The organism is Heyndrickxia sp. FSL W8-0496 (genome assembly GCF_038007825.1).
Taxonomy (GTDB): domain Bacteria; phylum Bacillota; class Bacilli; order Bacillales; family Bacillaceae_C; genus Heyndrickxia; species Heyndrickxia oleronia.
In genome coordinates, this window is record NZ_JBBOXX010000001.1 from 795,942 (window position 1) to 815,086 (window position 19,145).

General features: G+C 35.8%; 17 protein-coding genes. 13 read left to right on the forward strand and 4 right to left on the reverse strand.

All coding sequences use genetic code 11. The features are described from left to right. The first annotated feature begins 1 nt into the window (after position 1). The 3 genes from NST63_RS04170 to NST63_RS04180 all read left to right on the forward strand — a co-directional run bounded on the left by NST63_RS04170 (position 2) and on the right by NST63_RS04180 (position 4,744). Entirely contained in the window at positions 2–1,273 is a 1,272-nt protein-coding gene (locus tag NST63_RS04170) for a glycosyltransferase family 2 protein (protein ID WP_078109581.1), read from the forward strand. Further along, the gene (locus tag NST63_RS04175; RefSeq protein ID WP_341041361.1) at positions 1,270–3,402 is read left to right on the forward strand and encodes a cellulose biosynthesis cyclic di-GMP-binding regulatory protein BcsB; all 2,133 of its coding nucleotides are present in this window, start codon (positions 1,270–1,272) and stop codon (positions 3,400–3,402) included. The genes NST63_RS04170 and NST63_RS04175 overlap by 4 nt, the downstream gene beginning before the upstream one ends. 238 nt (positions 3,403–3,640) lie before the next feature. After that, complete coding sequence (locus NST63_RS04180) at positions 3,641–4,744, forward strand: threonine aldolase family protein (protein WP_341041362.1); 1,104 nt, start codon at positions 3,641–3,643, stop codon at positions 4,742–4,744. Positions 4,745–4,858: 114 nt separating this feature from the next. On the opposite strand, the gene NST63_RS04185 is transcribed toward NST63_RS04180, so the two are convergent. Then, complete coding sequence (locus NST63_RS04185; protein WP_341041363.1) at positions 4,859–5,548, reverse strand: YjjG family noncanonical pyrimidine nucleotidase; 690 nt, start codon at positions 5,546–5,548, stop codon at positions 4,859–4,861. Positions 5,549–5,861: 313 nt separating this feature from the next. Between NST63_RS04185 and NST63_RS04190 the strand changes: the two genes are divergently transcribed. The 4 genes from NST63_RS04190 (at position 5,862) to NST63_RS04205 (ending at position 10,764) form a co-directional block, all read left to right on the forward strand. Continuing rightward, entirely contained in the window at positions 5,862–6,578 is a 717-nt protein-coding gene (locus tag NST63_RS04190; RefSeq protein ID WP_078110446.1) for a YiiX/YebB-like N1pC/P60 family cysteine hydrolase, read from the forward strand. Between the two features lie 64 nt (positions 6,579–6,642). Next, a complete protein-coding gene (locus NST63_RS04195; RefSeq protein ID WP_341041364.1) occupies positions 6,643–7,848 on the forward strand; it encodes a hypothetical protein in 1,206 nt (401 codons plus the stop codon). Positions 7,849–8,019: 171 nt separating this feature from the next. After that, the gene (locus tag NST63_RS04200; protein ID WP_212945521.1) at positions 8,020–8,889 is read left to right on the forward strand and encodes an ROK family protein; all 870 of its coding nucleotides are present in this window, start codon (positions 8,020–8,022) and stop codon (positions 8,887–8,889) included. A gap of 282 nt (positions 8,890–9,171) precedes the next feature. After that, on the forward strand, positions 9,172–10,764 hold the full coding sequence (locus tag NST63_RS04205) for an acetolactate synthase large subunit (RefSeq protein ID WP_180212207.1): 1,593 nt from the start codon (positions 9,172–9,174) through the stop codon (positions 10,762–10,764). A gap of 40 nt (positions 10,765–10,804) precedes the next feature. On the opposite strand, the gene NST63_RS04210 is transcribed toward NST63_RS04205, so the two are convergent. Further along, positions 10,805–11,365, reverse strand: a complete 561-nt coding sequence (locus tag NST63_RS04210; RefSeq protein ID WP_071974799.1) for a hypothetical protein — start codon at positions 11,363–11,365, stop codon at positions 10,805–10,807. A 209-nt stretch (positions 11,366–11,574) separates the two neighbouring features. On the opposite strand from NST63_RS04210, the gene NST63_RS04215 reads away from it, so the two are divergent. The 4 genes from NST63_RS04215 to NST63_RS04230 all read left to right on the forward strand — a co-directional run bounded on the left by NST63_RS04215 (position 11,575) and on the right by NST63_RS04230 (position 14,846). Beyond that, a complete protein-coding gene (locus tag NST63_RS04215; protein ID WP_071974800.1) occupies positions 11,575–12,294 on the forward strand; it encodes a YoaK family protein in 720 nt (239 codons plus the stop codon). A 141-nt stretch (positions 12,295–12,435) separates the two neighbouring features. Further along, the gene (locus tag NST63_RS04220; protein ID WP_341041365.1) at positions 12,436–13,578 is read left to right on the forward strand and encodes an ROK family protein; all 1,143 of its coding nucleotides are present in this window, start codon (positions 12,436–12,438) and stop codon (positions 13,576–13,578) included. A 70-nt stretch (positions 13,579–13,648) separates the two neighbouring features. Next, entirely contained in the window at positions 13,649–14,299 is a 651-nt protein-coding gene (locus NST63_RS04225; protein WP_341041366.1) for a chromate transporter, read from the forward strand. A gap of 10 nt (positions 14,300–14,309) precedes the next feature. Beyond that, positions 14,310–14,846, forward strand: coding sequence for a chromate transporter (locus NST63_RS04230; protein ID WP_341041367.1), 537 nt, complete (start codon positions 14,310–14,312; stop codon positions 14,844–14,846). Positions 14,847–14,940: 94 nt separating this feature from the next. On the opposite strand, the gene NST63_RS04235 is transcribed toward NST63_RS04230, so the two are convergent. Beyond that, positions 14,941–16,050 (reverse strand): DUF4199 domain-containing protein, encoded by a 1,110-nt coding sequence (locus NST63_RS04235; protein ID WP_341041368.1) that lies wholly within the window; start codon positions 16,048–16,050, stop codon positions 14,941–14,943. Between the two features lie 192 nt (positions 16,051–16,242). Here NST63_RS04235 and NST63_RS04240 point away from each other — a divergent pair, with 192 nt between their 5' ends. Both NST63_RS04240 and NST63_RS04245 read left to right on the forward strand, forming a co-directional pair. Continuing rightward, complete coding sequence (locus NST63_RS04240) at positions 16,243–17,622, forward strand: VWA domain-containing protein (RefSeq protein WP_341041369.1); 1,380 nt, start codon at positions 16,243–16,245, stop codon at positions 17,620–17,622. Between the two features lie 173 nt (positions 17,623–17,795). Beyond that, positions 17,796–18,392: a transposase gene (locus NST63_RS04245; protein WP_341041370.1), complete on the forward strand. Its 597-nt coding sequence runs from the start codon at positions 17,796–17,798 to the stop codon at positions 18,390–18,392. Here NST63_RS04245 and NST63_RS04250 read toward each other — a convergent pair. Continuing rightward, complete coding sequence (locus tag NST63_RS04250; protein WP_341041371.1) at positions 18,370–19,143, reverse strand: LamB/YcsF family protein; 774 nt, start codon at positions 19,141–19,143, stop codon at positions 18,370–18,372. The genes NST63_RS04245 and NST63_RS04250 overlap by 23 nt on opposite strands. Between the last annotated feature and the right edge of the window lie 2 nt (positions 19,144–19,145).

The following is a 19,145-nucleotide window of genomic DNA, read 5'->3' on the forward strand; positions in this document are numbered from 1 at the left end:
CATGGCTAATCTATTATTCTACATGGCTCTTATTTTAATTTGGGTCATGTTGCTATATCATATGTTCTTAATGCAAGGTGGTTATCGCCACTTTCAGACATATGAAAAAATCATCCCGAAATGGGAGAAAAATATGGTTGATCTCCCAACTGTAAGTGTGTTCATTCCAGCACATAATGAGGAAGTAGTTATCGGGCAGACCTTAAAAGCGATGTCTCGCCTTTACTATCCCAAAGATAAGCTAGAAGTCATCGTAATTAATGACAACTCATCAGATCGTACAGGAGAAATCGTTCAGGAGTTCGCTGAAAAATATCCTTTTATTCGAATGATAGAAACAAAGCCTCCTAATAGAGGGAAGGGTAAATCATCTGCTTTAAATGAAGCATTATATCAATCTGAAAGCGAGATTATTGCTGTTTATGATGCGGACAATACACCAGAGCGAATGGCCATTTGGTATCTTGTTATGGGACTTGTGAATGATCCTAAATCTGCAGCGATAGTTGGTAAATTTAGAGTAATTAATGCAGCAAAAACATGGTTAACACGATTTATTAATATTGAAACAATCTGTTTTCAATGGATGGCCCAGGGGGGCAGATGGAAATGGTTCAAAGTGGCAACGATACCTGGGACTAACTTTGCCATTCGTCGAAGTATTATTGAAGAGCTTGGAGGCTGGGATGTAAAAGCATTAGCGGAAGATACTGAATTAACGATTCGCGTATATAATTTAGGCTATCATATTCGTTTTTTTCCAGCAGCGATTACTTGGGAGCAAGAGCCAGAAACATTAAAGGTATGGTGGAAGCAACGAACCAGATGGGCACGCGGTAATCAGTATGTCGTGTTAAAATTTCTAAGCCAATTTTTTAAATTAAAGCGAAAAAGAATTATATTTGATTTATTTTATTTTTTCTTCACTTATTTTCTTTTCTTCTTTGGTGTAATTGTATCGAATGTTCTATTCATCATTAATCTATTCTACGATTTACAGCTGACGATTGGAAATGTTTCTTTAGCGTTATGGGTTCTTGCCTTTCTGCTTTTCCTAACAGAAGTCATGATTACACTAAGTATTGAAAAAGCAGAAATGAATCTTAAAAACTTTTTTTATGTCATATTTATGTATTTCACCTATTCGCAAATGTGGATTGTTCTTGTTATATATGCACTTTACCTTGAAATCAAACGTGTGTTATTTCACCAAGAGGTAAAATGGTATAAAACAGAACGGTTCGATCAGAAGGGTAAAGGGGGTTCCTTATGAAAAACAATAGAATAATATTTATCACATCATTAATTATTTTCTTCTTATGTATGGGACAGCTGAATAGTGCGGCACAGACCTTGACTGAAATTCCTATACAAGGTATGGAAATAGAAGGTCAAAATAATGTAGGAACACGGCATTCCATAACAAATAGCCCGATTGAGTTAATTGGACCAGAACAAGAGGTTACATTTTATTATGAGAACATTTCAGATGCGAAAGGACAGAATAATCAACTAGTCTTAGATTTCACTCATTCTGAAATGCTGATTTCGCCTTCATCATTAACGTTAAGTGTCGATGGACAAACGATCACATCAAAGCCTTTAAATAGTCAAAATGAAAAGGGCCAGATCATATTTCCACTTACAGGTAATGCTCTTAAAAAAGGGAGTCATAGTGTAAAGGTTTCCTACCATGGTGTCATTAAGGAAGGTGTTTGTGTCGATCAAGGAACTTCTGGTAACTGGTTAAATATTGGTATTAATTCATATATCCAACTAAATGGACAAATAAACGATATCAAGCAATCCTTAAAGGATTATCCAGATATTTTTCAAGGCACTTCAACAAATCCAGTATTCATCATACTACCAGATAAGGCATCAATGGAAACATTGAATAGTGGGTTAATGATAGCAACCTATTTAAGGGAGCAATCCTATACAGAGGGTTCAGTTCAAATGGTTCGGGAATCTAATGTAAAAAGTCTTCGAGGAAATGTAATATTCATCGGGGCACAAACGGAATTTTCCACACCATTTATGAAACAAGTAATGGAAAAAGCATCACTACCAACTGATAATCAATCACTCTTGCTTTCTCGTCATAAGCTTGTAAATGGGAAAAATAAAGTGGAAGCATTATTTGTCACAGCAAAAACACCAGGAGAAATTCAGAAGCGGGTAAGTGTACTAACTAATCAGCAATGGATGAAACAATTATCAGGAAATCAAATGTCCATTCAGACGATCCCTAATTGGAAAGAAACAGATAATAATCGTCAAGTTACACTAAAACAATTTGGTATGGGAAATTTTATTTTGGATAGTACGCAAGGGAAAAGTCAGCATTACTTTTACTACTTACCGAAATCTTTACATTCTGGGCAAACATCTACTCTGAAGTTACATTTAAAACGCTCTGAAACGATTTTGCCAATCAATGAGAAAACTGGTAAAACGATAAATGGTGGAGAGGTAGAATTAGTTGTATTCATCAATGATGTTCCTCATTCGGTTGATTTGCGAACATTGAAAAATGCAGAGAATGGTGTATATACCGTGAATATACCGATTGATGCAAAAACAATTAAAGATAATGGCATGATGGATATACAATTTGTTGCGAATGGCTTAAATCAAAAAAACTCTTGTACAAATTCAGACGAAAATCGCTGGATATATATATCCGATGATAGCTCTTTCAACTTCCCATCAAAGGATCAAAAGGATGAAGGGAACAAAACATTCGCAGCCTATCCTCTACCTTTCGGTGGAAAGGATAGTAAAACAACTATTATCTTACCTCAAACGGTAAAAGTAGAGGATCAACAGCTTCTTGCTTTATACCTATCGCTTAGTATGAATGGACAATTACCGCAGATAAGATTAACATCTGCAGATAAAGTAGAAGTGAATGAGCTGAAAAATACGAACGCGATCTTTATTGGAGGACCAGCATTACAACCACTCTTAAACAAAGTAAATGATCAATTAGAGATCACATATAAAGAGAAATCAAAGCCAGACTTAAACAAATATGGTTTTATACCTGAATCAGTTGATTTGTTTAGTTGGATTCAACCAAATCCTTGGAGCCCAAAACAAAATAGTATCCTTGTTTTAGATCACCAAATGTCATCTACACCGTTGATCTCGAAAACATTTCTCGACTATCTAGTAAATACTGATGAAAAATCTACGATTATTGTTCAGTCAAATAATAACCAGCTATTTTCAAACGCATCACAAATAAAAATAAAAGATCAAAAAGAGGCGAAAGAAAAAGGAAAGAAACAAGGCCGCGATTTCTCTATATTGTGGATCATTGAATTTATTGCACTAATCCTCCTTATTGCCTTATTAATTATTATTGTAAGAAAAAGAGCAAAGCGAAAAGAATAGGAAGGGTCAATAATGGGGGGTCAGACCCCCATCGCTTTAAAGCGAAAAAGTAATTTTGTTTCAATATTATTTTGTATCTCTTAAAGATACCAAAATATTTATCTGATAAATCTTTTTATTATAGCCTAAATGTATTACCATTTTCTTATATAAAGAGAGTGTTAATTCAATTAGTAGTTGTTGAAGACGATTTATTTTGTTTGAAAAATCGCTGACAACGAAGATGGGAGTTAAAAAAATGCTAATCATTAATCCATTATTGGAAGCTTTTAAACAAACAAATTATCAAATTTCCGGACATGGGAAAAGAAATATTCAAGTATTACAAAAGGTACTTATGGACTTAAACGGTGAAATAGATAGTGACCATTATGGAAATGGTGCGATTATTGAAAACTTCCAAATGAAGCTAGCAAATTTTCTCGGCAAAGAAGCAGCTGTATTTTTCCCTAGTGGTACAATGGCTCAGCAAATTGCGTTACGAATATGGTGTGATGAAAAAGGTTCCAATAAAGTGGCTTATCATCCCCTTAGTCATTTAGAGATTCATGAGGAGGATGGCCTAAAGGAATTGCATCATATCGAACCCGTATTACTTGCTGATAAAAGCAGAGTAATTGAATTAGATGATGTAGTGAATATGGAAGGAGATATTTCTTGTTTATTGCTTGAACTACCACAGCGAGAAATTGGTGGGCAGCTACCAGACTATGAAACTTTAGAGCAGATCTCAAACTTTTGCAGGAGTAAAGGAATTAAACTGCATTTAGATGGGGCAAGGCTATTCGAAATTCTTCCGTATTATCAAAAGTCTGCAGAGGAAATATGCGCTTTATTTGATAGTGTGTATGTGTCCTTTTATAAAGGGATTGGTGGGATTGCAGGTGCAATACTAGCGGGTGATAAAGACTTTACCGAGAAATCTAAAGTATGGAAAAGACGCCATGGGGGAGATCTTATCAGCCTTTATCCATATATCATCAGCTCTGATTTTTATTTTGATGAGCGCGTTCATAAAATGGATAGGTACTTTGAGGATGCCAAAGAATTAGCAAGTTTTTTTAATCAATGTCATACAATATCAACGCTACCTCTTGAACCGGTTTCAAATATGTTTCATGTTCATATTAATGTTGCAAAAGAGCAACTTGAGCCGCTTCTAATAGCTATCTATCAAGAAACAGGTATCGGTATAACGAGCTACTTAACAGAAATCAATAAGGATTCTTGCTATTTTGAGGTAAGTATTGGTGACCAATTTGCGAAAATACCGAAGGAAGATTTGAAAAAGGTATTTAAAAGCTTGAATGAATTATTGGGGGTCAGACCCCCACTGCTTTAAAGTAGTATAGTGATAAAATTTAAAAAGAGGAAGTACATTAAAATGACTTCCTCTTTTTTGCAGTTTTAATTAGTAGTTTTTATATAAAGAAGCTCTGTTTAGACATAGGGGAATTTAGACAGTTAAAATATGGTATAGTTCATCAAGTTTTTGTATTTGATAGGTTGGAATGATATTAGTATCATTTGGTAGCATTTCAGGATTGATCCAGCATGAATCAATACCTGATAAATAGCCTCCTTTAATATCTGCACTTAAAGAATCTCCTATAATTATTCCCTTTTCTACAGAGAAATTAGGAATTCGAGCAAAGACATAATCGAAAAACTCCTTCTGTGGTTTTTGGAAACCAATTTCGTCTGATACGAATATTTCCTTAAAAAAAGGATATAAACCAGAATCTTTTAAACGTTTGTGTTGTGTTTCTGAGTCCCCATTCGTGACAATATACAAATCAAAATGATTATGCAAATGATTAATTAATTCAAAGGCTCCATCAACTAACTGATGTCCTTCTCTAAGGTATTTGCGATATTTGCTTTCCAATAATGCCCCATCAACTTCACGCCCGTATTCTTTAAATAGTCGTGAATGGCGGGTATTCATTACAGTATCACGATCAATTTTGCCCTCCTCGAATAAACGCCAAAGACTTTGATTGATTTTTTTATATTGATCTTTAACTTCAATAGTTAAAGGAAAATCTTGATCTTCAAAGAGCAACCGTAATGCTTCCTCTTCAGCTGTACTAAAATCTAATAAAGTATTATCCACATCAAATAATAAAGTCTGATATTTTCTCATCATTACTTCTCCATTTCTATGTTGATATAGTCACCTTAGCTGCAATAAATACTTAATCTATTTTATTATACATTAGATTTCAGATGGGGTCAGACCCCCACTTCTTTAAAGCGGTGAAGTGGTGGGGGTCTGACCCCCTATCTAAAGTCATGTTTAAATTCCTTTAAATAGTAATTTTGTAATATTTACAATATTTTTACAAAAATGTATGATTATTTTGCGTGTTATTCTGGTTTTTTAAGGGGGAGGTAGGGAATACACAGGAAGTTTTGTTAGAACGGCAAGAAAGCCTACAATACGAGGAGGAATTTTAATGAAAAAAATTTTATTATCAAGTATTTTGGCTGTTGGTCTTGTAGTATCTTCTGTTCCAAGTGTATTTGCCGCAAGTGATGATATACCCTACTTAAACGATATCTTACAAATGCAGCCAGATGTTACTTCTGATGAGTTATTAGCTGATGTAGAATCTATTGCAAAAGAAACAGGAAATTCGCAGGAAGAAATTTTAGAACAAATTTATCAGGAACTTAAAAATGATGCTGATTTGGCGGAAAATGAAAATCGATTAAGTGGTGGTAGTGGTGGAACGGTAGCTGTAGGTACGAGTACGAAGGGGAATTTTTTCTATACAGATTCACAAACGGCTTATTTAAATCATGGTCATGTTGGATTGTATTATGCTAGCAGTACTATTGTTGAATCTGTACCTAGTGCTGGAGTTCGTAAAATATCTACTTCTAATCGCCTAGTGGATAAAGGTGGAGCTTGTGTAAAATCAGTCACTACTTCTACTGCTAATCGGAATGGTGCAGCGAATTGGGCTTATAGTCAGATAGGACAGAAATATTCTTATAACTTTGCTACTAATCGGTCAACCGGTCATAATGGAGCGAAAAACTGCTCTAAATTAATTTGGTCTGCATATAAATTAAATGGAAACTTAGATCTAGACAAGGATAAGGGATTAGGAGTGTACCCTCGAGATGTTCGCGATGCTCCTGGTACAAAACTAGTTCGTAATATATAAAGACAAAAGGCAATAAGTTAGGAAACGAAACTTATTGCCTTTTTCAAATAAATAGGGGGCTATAATGAAAAAAACAATCATAATACTATTGATTATCATATTTATCGTTTTAGTTGGAGGACTCATTTACTTTTTATTTTTTAATAAAGGCAGTAATCAAACACATATGATTGATAAGGAGAGTATTGAGCAAAAGGATTTCTTAGAGGATAAACAAGCTGTTTTATATTTTTCATCAACGATTGATCAAGATACAGATAATAAAGGGGTAAGTTATGCTGTATTTATTGAGGATAAAGGCAACGCCGTTGGATATAAAATGAAAAGCTTAGAACTAGGGACAATTGCGAAAAATAAGCATGATATTATGCTGGTCGACAAGAACAAAATTCGGCTCGTCGGAGAATCGTATCGAGAGTTTAAGATGAAGCAGGAACAGCATACGGGGGAAAGAACTGGATATTTAGAACAACCAAATTTATATTTTAGTATTTTTAATACGGGTGTAAACAATGAAAGAGGGATAGATGGATACGACTCAAATGTGTTATTTGGGAATAAGAATGGATTTCAGAAAGGAAACATTCCGCATTATATTTTAGCATCTGGTGTGGACAATAATGAGGTCATTCTATTAACGAATGATATTGAGAAGGAATATGAATTTCGAAAGGTCTTGTTTACGAATGATGATTTAAAGGTGCAGGACATTGTCCAGTTAAAAAATGAAGAAGGCTTGGACTATGCAAATTTATCCCCTATTGTAGCTGACGAAAATTATTATTATATTGTTCTTAGTGAATTTATTAATGATACTAATGAGAACACTGTACTTTTCCGGATCAATAAAGAAACATTGGATCAAGAAAAAGTAAATTTGGCTACATATCGAAATAATAATAATTTATATGCAACGGTGCCGTTTAATCCGAAAAATTCTGCTTATGTATATGGTAATGAATTTTACTATATAAATGGACTGGGAGAGGTTTTTTCCTTTGACGCAAAGACGCATAAGGTGAAAATAAAATTTAACATTACAAACGCCTCAAAAGATGGGATAAGGCATAATGAAGGAACCTATTTCGAAGATGGTCAATTGTATGTAATGAGATATAATGAAAAACGAGAAAATCACTATTATATAGAACAATATTCTCTAAACACCGGAGAAAAAATAAAGGAAATTAAGATTAATGGATTAGAAGAAATCCTATCATCAGTAAAAGGAAAAACCATTCATGCTTATGATTTTAAGATGTTAAAGTAGTGGGGGTCAGACCCCCACTACTTTACAGCGGTAATGGAATGGGGACTGTCCCCTCGGTTTGAGGGTGAATTGAACGAGGGTAAATGGTGTTGGGTTCGTCTTTTGTACAAGTAGGATTTGTTGACTTAGAAGGTAAAACATACAATAAACAAGCGAGTGGGGAAGGGGATTATGGCTAATTATTTAGCAATCGATATTGGTGGTACCTTTATTAAATATGCATTCATGGATGATAAAAAGGGCTTGTATGGTCATCAGCAAATAGAAACGAAGGAAAATATCGATGATGCGATTCTTAAACAAATTGAAGCAATCATAGCATCATCACTTCAGCATACATCTATTCATGGTGTAGGAATCAGTACTGCAGGAATTGTTGATCGGGTGAAGGGAGAAATCATCTACGCTGGTCCTACAATTAAGCATTATAGAGGCACTGAATTTAAGCGTAGACTTTTTGAAATTTTTCAGCTCCCTGTGCATGTAGAAAATGATGTAAACGCTGCGCTTCTAGGGGAAATTTGGCAGGGAGCTGCAAAAAAACAAAATCAAGTATATTGTATAACTTTAGGAACTGGGATTGGTGGTGCATATTTTCATCATCACATCATTGATGGCTTTCATCACCAGGCAAATTCTGTCGGATATTTATTATTCGATCCGATGACAAAAACAAATTATGAAATGAGAGCGTCCACTTCTGCTTTAAATAAAAGAATAAAAGAGGAATTTGGTGAAGGAGTATCTACGAAAGAAGTGTTCACTAGAGCTAAACAAGGAGATGTTCTATGTGTCTCCATTATAGAAGATTGGAGCAAGGAAGTAGCCAAGGGTTTAGCACAAATCATTTTATTAATTGATCCTAAGTGCATTTTAATTGGTGGAGGAATCTCTCGCCAAGGTGACTATTTATTACACCATATACAAAAACAACTTCACCTATTTTTACCTGATGATTTTCTGAAAACTGAGCTCAAAACTGCGCAGCTCTACAATGATGCTGCATTATATGGTGCGGTTTATCCGTTTTTTAAAGAGTAATAGGGGGTCTGACCCCCACTCCGTTAAAGCGGTGAAGCAATGCTTCTCCACCAGATTGGTGAGTGTTTCACTAGATTGTCCACATTTAATTAGGGGAATAATTTGTAATTTCTTTTATAAAAAAACTTCATATTTCCACGTTGTAATCTTCAAATTTCACCGTCATCCTCTTTCTATTAAATTTTTTTGTAAAAAAGTCTATTGTTTTGTTGACGTTACTTGAATGTCAAACGATTTTATCCACAAACTAAACAAAATAGGAACGCTTTATAGGAGGTAGCTATGAAAGCAAGTGATGTTCTTGTTCAATGTTTAGAAAATGAAGGGGTAGAATATGTTTTTGGTATTCCAGGGAAAGAAACTTTGGATATCGTTGATTCCTTAGCAAGGTCAACCAAAATTAAATTTATCAATGTACGTCATGAGCAAGGTGCTGCCTTTATGGCGGATGTTTACGGGAGATTATCTGGAAAAACTGGGGTCTGCTTGGCAACCCTGGGACCTGGCGCAACCAATTTATTGACCGGGATCTCTAGTGCAAATCTGGATCATTCTCCTGTTGTTGCATTAACAGGACAAGCTCCTTTTGAAAGACAGCATAGTGAATCTCATCAGTATGTAGACATTGTAAAAATATTTGAGCCTATAACAAAATGGTCCACCCAAATCAAAGAGTCCCAATCCATCCCTACCACCATTAGGAAGGCATTTAATATTGCAAACATGACAAAGCCAGGTTCTGTTGTGATTGAGCTTCCTGAGCACTTGGCTACACAGGAGATCCCGAACAAGCCACTACCTGTAAAAATGATTTCTCCAACCATCCCAATTAATGAGATATTTCAAGATGCATTTGCTGTGATACGAAAATATAAAAAGTCGTTTATTTTGATAGGCAACGGGGTAGTAAGAGAACAAGCTGCAAATGAGCTACTAACGTTTATAGATGCTTTACAATCACCTGCTGCTCATAGTTTTATGGCAAAAGGAGTCTTGGCAAAAAAGCACCCACAAAATTTCTTTACGTTTGGATTTAGTGAGCAGGATCTTGTTTTACAAGGAATTGAGGAGTCAGATCTCTTAATTGTGATTGGGCTTGATTTTGTAGAAGCACTTCCAAAGGAGTGGAATAAAAAGAAGCTCCCTGTTCTACATATTGATTCAATGCCTGCAGAAATTAATGAATATTATCCAGTGGAAGTGGAATTAATCGGAAGTATTAAGCACATATTGCAGCAATTGAACCAGTTTAATATGGAAAAAAAGGCATGGGAACCTTTTGGAAACTTACGGGAAAAAATTAAACAATCTTATTACATTGGTCAGAAAATATCTCAAGTCTCTCCATTATTAACAATTGAAAATATATTGGCGGTCATTGAGGCACAATGTGTGGAGAATACAATTGTTATTTCTGATGTTGGTTCACATAAAATATCAATTGCTCGAACCTATCAGCCGAAGCAACCAAATCGATTAATTCTTTCAAATGGACTTGCTTCCATGGGCATTGCTATACCAGGTTCTATTGGAGCGAAATTAGCTTGCCCTAACGATCCCGTAATTTGTATTACAGGGGATGGAGGGGCATTAATGAATATGTCTGAAATTGAAACTGCGAAACGGTTAGGTCTTTCTTTCATCATCATCATTCTTAACGATTCTATATTGAAATTGGAACAGGTGATGATGAATAAAAAGTTTGGTGAGAGCTTTGGGGTATCCTTTAGTAATCCGGATTTTGCCCAGCTTGCAGAAAGTTTCGGAGTGAAAGGGAAAAAAATAACAACTTTCAAGGATTTTGAAGAAAGCTTGAAAAAAGTCATTGAATCGCCAGAGGAGTTATGTTTATTTGATGTTTGCGTAAATAATTAGGACGAGGGGTCAGACCCCCACTTCTTTAAAGCGTTAAAGTTTAAATCATTGAGTTCGGAAATTTTTTCACCATCATTAACCCAATCTCCATCCATAACCAACTATATAAGAAAGAAAAAATGAAGATACAAATGCCAGTATAAATAGACATAATATGAGAAATGGCGGGTCCGAGAACGGGGAAATTAAACACATATAGTAGTAAACAAATGCCAATAGTTAAGGAACATGCGCCAAAGAAGATGATGCTTAATCGTTTGGCAAAGAGATTAAAAGCAATTCCCAAACCAAGTCCTAATAATCCGGTGGTAAAAGGGAAAATGACAAGTTCACTGGGCTGAAGGAATAGAAGTAATAAATTGGTGAATAAATATGTCCACCATCCAAAAGGGATGTTGAGCATGGAACAAAAAAGAATGGGAGCTGTTGCGAAAGGGCTAATAAAATAACCGACTCCTGGTATAAAACCACCAGCAGATTGCAATATTGAAGTAATGATGGAAAATAGAGAAATTAATAGTAACTGCTTAAGCTTAGATACGCGTCGGTAAGCAGTTTGATAAACTTGCAGCATATCATTCACTTTAGAAAAAAAATACACCTTAACACACCTCGTTTACATATTTAATTCAATCTTCCATGTTTTCAAGTGACCTGATCAGATATGTAAACTAGTTGCAACAGCTACTTATGTGAAAACACTACTATAGTATATTAACGATTATAAGTATTTGTGTATGAGGGGGTCAGACCCCCACTACTTTAATACGTTAAAACGGTGGGGGTCTGACCCCCAAATAGGAGAAGATAATGAAAAATAAAAGAAGGATGATTCCATCGTTGTCGTCGAATTCGGTTTTTTTAGGGATTTTGCTGGCGATTGTTGGTGGGTTTTTGGATGCTTATACGTATGTGAGTAGGGATGGGGTTTTTGCGAATGCTCAGACGGGAAATATGGTTCTTTTGGGGATAAGGGCTGCACAAGGGGAGTGGAAGGAGACGGTTCGATTTATTCCCCCTATTCTAGCTTTTATTCTCGGTGTTTTAGTGGCTGAAACGGTTAAGATTCCACGCGTACGGGCAATCGTGTATAGTTATCGACGCTTTGTTCTAATTTTGGAATGTATCGTTCTATTCATCGTTGGAGCATTGCCTGAAAGTGTACCCAATATGGTTGTAACCGTATGTATCGCATTTGTCTCATCGATGCAGATTTCCACATTTAATAAGCTGGATAAATGGAACTATAATTCGACAGTAACTACAGGAAATCTTCGTACTGCAACACAAGCAGCATACTCAGCAATCGTTGAACGTGATCAGGAAGCGAAAAACCAGTTTAAAGAATTCATTTCAATTATTCTTTGTTTTCTCCTTGGTGCATTAACAGGAACATATTTGACTATGCATATAGGGGATCGAGCTATTTGGATTGCCTCCGCCCTACTCATTATCTCTATTCTTCTGTATCACAGTCATAAAGGATATTTTAGAAGGAGTAAAAAAGCAATGAAACTGGATGAAAGATGATCTTAAATTGGATTCGGCAAGTATACATAGCTACCATTAAAAAGAATAATATAGATCCCAGTCATTTCATTTATATATGAAGATGGTATATTTATTAAGAACCATAAAATCATCCTTTTTAGTTTTGAGGAGTTGAAAATGTTGACTAGGGATTTTTTTAATGATGTTAGTGAAAAGAATCAAGTAAAAAAAGCTTTGTACAAGCTGATACATAAAAAGGATTCCATCTCAAAAGTAGAGTTGCTTCATCGATTTCATGTACCTAATACGACGATGACCCGGATGGTTGCAGAGCTGGTAAAAAGGAAGCTAATTCGGGAATGTGGCGTTTCTGAATCAAATGGTGGAAGACCATCTGTTCTTTATGAGGTAGTCCCTGATGCTGGGTACTTAGTGGGAGTTGAAATTGCGAGAACGCATGTGGGAATCATGTTATTTGATTTGAGCTTTAAACCGGTCGGAGCAGATCAGTTTATGATTACAAATAAACATACACCTGAAGTGACCACTAAATTAATTATAGAAGGAATTGAACATCTTTTAACACAGTATCGTGTCGATCCATTGTTAGGGATTGGAATTGGGGCAGTGGGTCCAATTGATCGAAAAAATGGAGTAATAATCAATCCTAGTGCATTTCCAGCAAAGGGTTGGCTCAATATCCCTATTGTGAGCATGCTTAAGGGTCATTTTGATGTTCCAGTTGTTCTGAATAATGGGGCTAATACAGCCGCTCTAGCTGAGTATCACGCAAATCAATCATTACAGGGAGAAAGTCTATTATATTGTATAAGTGGCTACGGTATACGCTGCGGATTTATTAAGGAGGGCCAATTATTCTATAATACACAAGGAGCGGCAAGCACATTCGAACATATAACGATTCAAGCAGATGGTAGACCGTGCTTATGTGGGAATATGGGATGTTTAAGCTCGTATGTAACTTTCGGTGCGTTGTTTGACAGGATGAAAGAGAAAGGAATTTCTGCTTCTTTGGATCAATTATTAAATAGTAAGGATCCTGCTGTGAAGGAGATCATTTTAGAGTCAGCACGTTATTATGGAATCGGAATTGCAAATATGATCAATGCTTTGCACCCTGATACTGTATTACTGCATGGTAAATTAATTTATCATGATCGTAAGTATTATGAAGAGGTAGTGCGAGTGGCGAGAAACCATACATGTATGAAGGAAATTAGCATTAAAAAGGGAGCATTTGGGGAGAAGGCAACATGTTTAGGAGCTGCTATATTCGTATTTGATCAATTTTTTAATGAATAAAGTATGTAGGATATTATTTGGACACTTTTGTCCATTTTGGTCAAAAGTGTGATAACATGTGGATAGTAAAATGAAAATAGAAAGCTGGGATTGGATGAAAAAAAATTGGTCCTTACTTTTTCAATTGTTCTGGGTGTTTTTTAAAATTGGACCAGTTACATTTGGAGGCGGCTATGCCATGATTCCTTTAATTGAAAGGGAAGTGGTGAAAAAGAGGAAATGGGTAGAAATTGAAGAAGTGTCTGATATGTTTGCCCTTTCTGGTACGGCTCCCGGTGCAATCGCAGTGAATGCAGCCACATTTATTGGCCATAAGATTGCAGGGGTACGTGGAGCAATTGCTGCAATGATTGGAGTTCTACTTCCAACCTTTCTCATAGTGATGCTTCTTAACATTATTTTTGTTTCTTTTGAAGGAAATCCTCATGTAAAAGCAGCGTTTTTAGGGATCAGAGCAGCAGTTGTAGCTTTGATAGCTTATGCGGCAATCAAAATTGCACGAACTTCTATTCTTGATAAATCTACCTTCATTTTAATGATTGTGATGGTCATTATGATGCTTGTATTCCATTGGCATCCTATTTTTGTTATTGTTACAGGTGCATTATTGGGAATTATGATTGTAAAAGTCAAGGAATTAATGAATATACCGGTTCGATTAGACCACAATCAAGAAAAAGAATCTATATATGACGTAACGAATGAGGAAATGAGGACGTAGGAGGAATACTATGTTATTTTCATTATTTACCCTATTCCTATTAATTGGAGCCGTTTCATTTGGTGGGGGTTACGCAATGATCCCAGTAATAGGGGCAGAGGTAACAAAAAAAGCATGGTTAACCACAACAGAATATACCGACATCGTTGCTCTTGCGGGAATGACACCAGGATCCATTGCATCAAACAGTGCCACAGCGGTTGGTTATAAGATTGCAGGAATTCCTGGGGCAATCGTATCCTCAATCGCCATCACTCTTCCATCGATTATTTTTGTATTAATCATTGCTCTGTTTTTTTATAAAATTAATCAAAATAAACTTGTGCAATCTGCATTTTATGGATTGCGCCCGATTGTAACAAGCCTGATTATTTATGCAGCCATTCATTTTGCTATAGAAAACGGCGTGATATCACTCCATATATCTTGGCATATGGTCAGTTTATTTCTCCTCTTTCTTGCATCATTAGTGGGCCTGTCCTATTTCAAAATACATCCAACTCTTGTTATATTATTCGCGGGGATTATTGGAATAATCATTTTTTGATAGATTGCTAAGATCATGAAAAATGGTTGTAGTACACATTAAAGCAGTGGGGGTCAGACCCCCACTGCTTTAATGTGTAAAAGTATCACTCGTTTCACACGGACTTATTCCAAAGATATTCATATTTGAAGTGTAGCTTACCGTCTTTTAGTGAAATGCGATAGAGATTTCCAGCGCTTTGTATAAATAGATCATTATTCTCGATATATCCCATGACTTCATCATTGGTTTCGACAGTTGTCGACCAATTTATTGTTTTACTTTGAAGGTTCACTTTTGAAAGGGTAAGTGACTGTTCATTCCGTTTTGTTTGATACGAAATATAGGCAATGGATTCTTTTGAATCATAAGCTAAGATTGATGGATTAATAAAATGTGTATTGATTTCATTTAAAGTATTCATAAGTTCTTTTTGATCATTCTCATTGGCGGAAAACACAGGCAAACTTCCTTTTAGAAAAAATGAATGATCGAATGTATGATCATTAACAATTTTTTTATAACTGTCGTCTTCCTTTAAAGTATAGTTTTGTAGATCCAGTTTGTAATAGTGATTATCTAACCCGTAGATGTACATATCTTCCTTTTTATCGATAAAATAATCAGTAAAATCATAACTTAAATTACCTTTTAATTCAGGAACTTTTTGATAGAGTTCTTGTTCTGTCATCGTTTCTTTTCCGGTCAATAGGTCTATAAAGGAAAGCTTCTTTTTCTTTGGATTTATGACAATCATTTCATTATTGGTTTGACCAAGTACATAGTCTTGCCAGTTTGATTTTTTTGTCCATTCTTTTTTTCCTGTATCGCTATTGACGGCAATAAATTCAAAGGATGATACACTAGTCGAAATGCCATTCGATTGTCCATTGGGGACTTTTACGGAAACCTTGTTTACAACTAAGGATTTCCCATTTTTTTGTATAGTTAATGTCGGAGATTCGGCTTTGACATCAACATGACGACCAGCCCCATTAAAAATTAATAGGACAAAACATCCAATCATAATATAGATAATAAGCATGATCCCTAATACAGAAAATCCACGCCTAAAACTTCCTTTACCAGCCAGTTTATTTTTTACCATTCGGTATAGCCAAAAGGAGATTAATATAAACAATATAAAATAAAGAATCCCCACTACAAGATCAAAGAAAAACCAACCCCTCAAAAACCAACCTTTAAACAGGTTAATGAAAAACATAAAGCATCCCTCCTTGTACGAGGATAATTATACCAAAAGGGGTCAGACCCCCACTACTTTAAAGCGGTGGGGGTCTGACCCCTTAGTTCTTTCTTCATAGGCATTTAGACCATTACTATAATTTACATTAAATAGGTATGATGGTGGTATATATCCATTTTTCTATATGGGAAAATAAAGGGGACATTTACTATGAAGAAATTTTTTTATGGGATGATGTTATTAACTTTATTGTTAGCTGCATGTTCGAAGGATGCTTCGCAACAGCAGGAGGCAGAGAAAGGGAAAAAACAATCCGCCGAACCGAAGCAAGAAGAAAAATTAGCAAAGGAATATAAACCAAAGGAAGTAAAATATTTTGACATTAAGATGCCTGATCGTGAGTTATCAGAGATGGAAAAAGAGTTATTGCGATATCCTGGGAAGTATAGCGGCGATCAATATGATGAGGAAAAAGTTAAAGAAGCACTAGATCAATTGCCTGAGGATTTAACGAAGGAAGAGTATATGGAGGAGTTAAAGTTTTTATTAACAGAGGATTATCATAAAGAAATGGAAACATTACTTAACTTTAATTCAAATGTTGATGTTTCTGTTGAGAGACCAGATGAGACAGTGAACATACCTGGTATGAGGACGGCACATTATGCAATTTTAATAGATGCTAGTGGTAGTATGAATGCCTCTGTTGGAGGTAAAACAAGAATGCAAGTAGCAAAGGAGGCTGTTCTTGAATTTGCTGAACAAATTCCGGAGAACGCAACTATTTCCATGCGTGTGTATGGTCATAAAGGTTCTGGAAGTGATTCAGATAAAAAAATGTCATGTAGCAGTTCGGAAAATTTGTATAGTGGGCGTTTTGAAAAGGCAAAATTTAGCCGGTCATTAAATAAAGTAAAACCTGCAGGCTGGACGCCTATTGCTCTCGCATTAGAAAAGGTAAAAGAGGACATTCCAGAAAATACAGATGATATGATTGTATACGTAGTAAGCGATGGGATTGAGACTTGTAATGGTGATCCAGTAAAGGCGGCAAAGGATTTAGTTACATCTGATATTCAAACTGTTGTGAATATTATTGGGTTTGACGTAGATAATGAAGGACAAAAATTATTGAAAAATGTTGCAAGTGCTGGAAATGGTGAATTTACGTATGTGCAATCTGAACGTGATTTGAAAAGGTATTTAAGAGCCCAATATGAAGAAATCCAGCAGGCATGGCTGGATTGGAAGGAAGAAGGAAAAGCAAAGGCATTAGAAATAAAAGAAGAGAAAAAAGCATTAGCTCAACGTACAAAAGAAAGTATGAAGGAAAAAAGTACACGTGAAAAAGAACGGATGAAACTAGCAAGGGAATATTTAAAAGAAAGATTTGATGATTATGATCATCCTACTCGCCAACTATTTTCTGAGATAGTCGATTATGGAAATGAAAAATGGCGATATGCCGTTGACACAGGCAACCTCATGTGGAGAGAAAGCGTAGATAACGGAAACGATGAATGGAGAAAATTCGTCGATGAAGGAAACAAAAAAATCAGTGAAACAATTGATAAGAAAAATGGAAATTAGGGGGTCAGACCCCCACTGATTTAAAGTGCTAAAGAAACCTGTAGGAAGTTGCGATCTACAGGTTTTTTTATATTAATAACGGCATTCGTTTAATTACTCGAATTTTAAGAAGGATATTAGCTAATTCTATCGAATATTTCTAAGTATGAAAATAAGAAAGGAAGTGGAAAAGAGTGGCTAGAAAGCCTCGTATTTGGTTTGAAGGGGCGATGTACCATATTACGAGTAGGGGGAACCGACAATCTGCATTATTTTATGATAATAAAGATCGAGTGGTTTATTTAAAACTATTAGAAGAAGTTCGAGGTTATTATCCATTTATTCTTCACTCATATTGCCTCATGACCAATCATATTCATCTCCAATTAGAAACCATCAAGCATCATCCCCAGCATATAATGCAAATGCTCAATTCCAGATATGCCATTTATTTTAATAAGCGTCATGAACTTGTAGGACATGTTTTTCAAGGGCGCTATGGTTCAGAAATCATTGATTCGATCGTTTACCAATTAGAGGTGAGCAGATATATCCATTTAAATCCTGTTGATGCGAAAATAGTTCACTCCCCTGAAGATTATCGTTGGAGCAGCTATGCAGCTTACACTTCAAATAATACAAATCCGCATGTCACCACTAGTAAAATATTATCCTACTTTTCTCACCCACAAAAAGAAAATTACCGTAAGTACGTTGAGATAAAAAAAGATCTATTAAAATCACTTTATCACTTTAAAGAAGTGGGGGTCAGACCCCCAAGAAGTTACTGATTTTAGCTATGGTGATTCCTGCGTTTTGGAGGGAGGTGGAGATGTATTTGGCAAATTGTAATGCGTTTTGGCCGTCGCCGTGAATGCATACGGTGTGGGCTTGGATAGATACGTCGACTCCTTGTAGTGATTTTACTTTTCCTTCTTTCACCATGCGAATGACTTGGTTTACTGCTACTTCTTGATCGTGGATTAGCGCATTTTTTTCTCGTCTAGATGTTAAGGAACCGTCTTCTTGGTAGGTTCTGTCCGAAAATACTTCACTTGCGGATCGAAGACCAATTTTCTTTCCAGCTTTAACGAGCTCTCCCCCCGCTAATCCAAAAAGAATCAATTCAGGATCAACTTTATAGATTGCTTCAGCGATGGCCTCGGATAAAGATGGACTTTTTGCAGCCATATTATATAGGGCACCATGAGGTTTTACATGTTGAAGTTTTCCGCCTTCAGCTTTGGTAAAAGCATAAACGGCGCCAATTTGATAGACAATCAGATCATAGGCTTCTTGAGGAGAAATATCCATCGTTCTTCTACCGAAGCCTACTAAATCTGGCAAACCAGGATGAACGCCAATCCCTACATTGCGTTCCAAAGCCATCGTCACTGTTTTTCTCATTGTAGTGGGGTCTCCTGCATGGAACCCACAAGCAATATTGGCAGAAGTAATATAATTAAGAATTTCCTCATCTGTTCCCATTTTGTAAGCTCCAAAGCTCTCTCCCATATCACAATTTAAATCAATCATAGACATGT